General features: G+C 60.6%; 1 protein-coding gene. It reads left to right on the top strand.

Translation table 11 applies throughout. The features are described 5' to 3' along the window. Positions 1–3,802 (top strand): RHS repeat domain-containing protein (locus tag NKH59_RS33095; RefSeq protein ID WP_353024421.1); only part of this gene is annotated, 3,802 nt, incomplete at its 5' end. Positions 3,803–3,897 lie beyond the last annotated feature (95 nt).

Genomic DNA, 3,897 nt, shown 5'->3' on the forward strand with positions numbered 1-3,897 from the left:
CGCCGGCGTTGCGATAGGCGACTTCAACGGCGACGGGCTGCCGGACTTTACCGACTACAAAGACCACATGTTCATCTCGGCGCCCGGCGCGGGCAATCCGAACCTGCTGCGCAATGTCGTGACGGAACTGGGCGGGACGGTTGCGGTGGAGTATGCGCCGTCGTCGACCTGGGCGAACACCTACCTGCCGCAGGTGGTGCATGCGGTGTCGAAGCTATCGGTCGGCGACGGGCGCGGCCAGACGGCGGTGAGCACGTATGCTTATGCCGGGGGCAAATACGATCCTGCGGCGCGCAGGTTTCTGGGCTTTGCCTCGATCGTGGAAACCAGGCCGCTGGCCAATGGCGAGACGGCGGCCTCCAAGATCGAGACCACCTACCGGCAGGACCTGGCAAGCTACGGCCTGCCGTCGCTGACGGTCTGGAAGGATGGCGCAGGCACCGTGCACAAGCAGGTGGCCGAGACCTATGCGGTCAATACCGCGACCAAACCTTACACCGTGCAGAACACCGCGACCGACACGACGCTGACCGAGAATCTTGCACGTACTCTCAGGGTCGAGCGCACGTTCGACGCCTATAGCAACGTCACCAGCATCAAGGACTATGGCCGCACCGACGTCAGCGGCGACGAGACCTGGACGGTGACAAGCTTTGCGCCCAACACCAGCGCCTACATCGTCTCGCTGCCGAGCAGCCAGACGGTGCGCGCCGGGATGGACGCCGGCTTCCCCTATATCGGCTATGACGAGACCTATTACGACGGCAACGCTGGCGCCAACGCGACGCCGCCGACGAAGGGCAACGTCACCCGCAACCGCAGCTTCTCCAATTACTATGGATCGCCGCAAAAGGAGGTGAACCAGTATTTTGCCTATGACCTCTATGGCAACCAGGTCTCGGCCGCCAACGGGCTCGGTCACAAGACCGAATGGGATTATGATGCGACCTATCACCTCTATCCCATAACGCAGCGCAGCCCCCGCTATTTTGCCACCGGCGGCCAGAGCGCCGACACCCGCTTGGTGTCCAGCGCTACCTACAATGCCGTCTGCGGGCTGCCGGCGACGAAGACCGATGCGAACGGCCTGGTAAAGACCTTCACCTATGATCCGTTCTGCCGGCCCTACCAGGTCTCGCAAAGTGTGACCGGCGCCTATTCCAAGACGCGCTTCGAGAACGAGGGCAATCCGGCGACACAGGCGCTGGTCAAGTACACACCGCTGCCCAATGGGGCGGGCGAGGATTTTGTCCGCTCCTATTATGACGGGCTTGGCCGGGTGTACCGGATGGAGACGGCGGGAGAGACGGCTGCCGGCGCAAAGCGCATTGCCGACACCGAGTACGATCTGCGCGGCAATGTCCTGCGCATCGCCTTCCCGCGCTTTGTCGGCGACACCGCGCAATGGACGACCAACAGCTATGACTGGGCCGACCGGCTGACAAAGACCGTCTATGCCGATGCCAGCCAGACGATTTTTGCCCACAGCCTCGACAGCGGCACCGGCACCAATCCGCGGCTTTACGCGGTCACCCAGACCGACCAGATCAACGCAACAACCACACGCCAGTCGAAGAGCGTGTCCTCGACGCGCGGCGATGTCGTGCAGATCGTGCGCGATCTCGGCGGGCTCGGCCTCACGGAGGGCCGCAGCTACGATGTGCTTGGCCGGCTGACCGGGGTCAGCGATCCCGGCGGCTCGAGCTGGAGCTACAGCTATGACATGCTCGGCAATCGGCTTTCTGCCTCGGATCCCGATCTCGGCACATGGTCGTACATCTATGACGGCGCCAACCGGCTGACCAGCCAGACCGATGGCCGCGGCACCGTCACCACCTTGGCCTATGACCAGATGGACCGGCTGACGCTGAAGACGGCAATGGCGTCAGGCGGCAGTGCGGTGACGCTGACGCAGAACACCTACGACCAGGCGGCGGCCGGCTATTACAACATCGGCCAGCTCACCACCTCCACCAACCCTGCGGCGACGCAGGCCATCAAGTATGATGGCTTTGGCAAGGCCGCCCGCCAGGACGTCACCATCGGCACGCTGACCCACACCACGACCAGCGTGCGCGATGCCTCTGGCCAGACGCTGCGCACCCAGTATCTGCCGGTGCCGCTCGACTTCGGCTCGCTTGCCGCCCCGCTGCAATACACGGCCGCCAACAAGCTGCTCTCGGCCTCGGGCTTCATCACCTCGACGATCTACGAGGCCGACGGCCAAACCAGGGAGATCACCTATGCCAACGGGGTGAAGACGTCCTTCACCTATTCGCCGACCCGCCGCTGGGTCACCCGCGTCACCACGGCCAAGGGTGCCACAATCCTGCTCGACGACCAGTATGCCCGCGATCTCATCGGCCGCATCACCGGCACGACCGGACTGACCGCCTCCGACAGCTGGACCTATGGCTACGACAAGGCCGACCGGCTGACGGCGAGCGACAATCTCGGCAACAACACGCTCGACGAGACCTTCGTCTATGCCGCCAACGACAATCTGACCTCGCGCACCCGCGTTGCCGGGACCTATGTCTATCCCGCGGCGAGTGCCGCTCGTCCGCACGCGCCAACAGCGGTCGGCGTCAAGACGCTCACCTATGACGCCAACGGCAACATGACCTCCGACGGCACCAGGACACTCGTCTGGGACGAAGCCAACCGCCTGAAGACCGTCACCCAGGCCGCCAACACCGTGTCGCTGTTCTACGGACCCGACGGCGCGCGCACCAAAAAGACCTCGTCCTTCGCCACCACGCTCTATCCCGACGCGTCCGTCGAGATCGATCCGGCGACGCCTGGAGCAGAAATCTACACCCGCTACCCCCATCCCGACGTCAAGGTGACCGGCGCCACCAAAGCCTTCCTGCACCGCGATCACCTGGCGTCGGTGCGCCTGGTCACCGATACATCAGGCGCCATCGCCGAGCAGACCAACTACGCGACCTACGGAGAACGCCTCAACACCGGCTTCCAGACGCAGAAGTCCTACATCGGCGAGCGCTTCGATCCCGAGACCGGACTGCTCTATCTCAATGCACGCTACATGGATCCAGTGCTCGGCAGGTTCATCTCACCAGACGACTGGGATCCGACACTGCCCGGCGTTGGAACAAATCGCTATGCCTACGCCCAGAATGATCCCGTCAACAAGAGCGATCAGAATGGGCATATTATCGACACTGTATGGGATGGACTTAACCTCGCTTACGACGTCGGCACGATCGGCTATGGGTATTTCGCTGACGACCAAGAAGCTTGGAACAACGGTTGGGTTGACTTGAGCGTAGATGCCCTTGCAACTGCCATACCAGGTCTTCCAGCAGGGGCGAGCAAACTTACGCGCGCTCTGCAAAAGGCCGAAGATGCTGCAAAAATTGCCAAGACTGTAAGAAATGCAGAAAAAAAGGGGGCTGTGAAGCCAGGCGACACCGGCTCATATGGGGAACTGAAGGCACAAAAAAAGGAAAACGGCGAAACTGAGCCATTGGACATAGATCACCAGCCGTCATTTGCGGCGCAACTCAAAGCTAAAGAGGATGCTTTGGGTAGAAAACTGAGTCCTGAAGAACAAGCTAAACTTCGAAAAGAAGCACCTGCTGTTGCCTCACCTCGTGAGGTGCACCGAAAAACAAGTCCGACATACGGAGCAAGAAATACGAAGAAAAAAATTGACGAGGATGCTAAAAACTTGAAAGCTGCAGCCGCTCGCGATAAAAAGGCATTTGACAAAGCGATGGCAGAAAGAGGGTCTGGTGACACTGGAGGTAAAAAAGTAGATGGCAATCCTAATTACTAGGTATCTAGGGGAGAATTCATCAATTCTTTTGAAGTCTCCTCCATTTAATTCCTGGAAGTTCAAAAGATCAGTCGCATCGGATCTGCCTGAGATAA

It is taken from the genome of Mesorhizobium sp. M0998 (assembly GCF_040318885.1).
Lineage (GTDB): Bacteria > Pseudomonadota > Alphaproteobacteria > Rhizobiales > Rhizobiaceae > Mesorhizobium.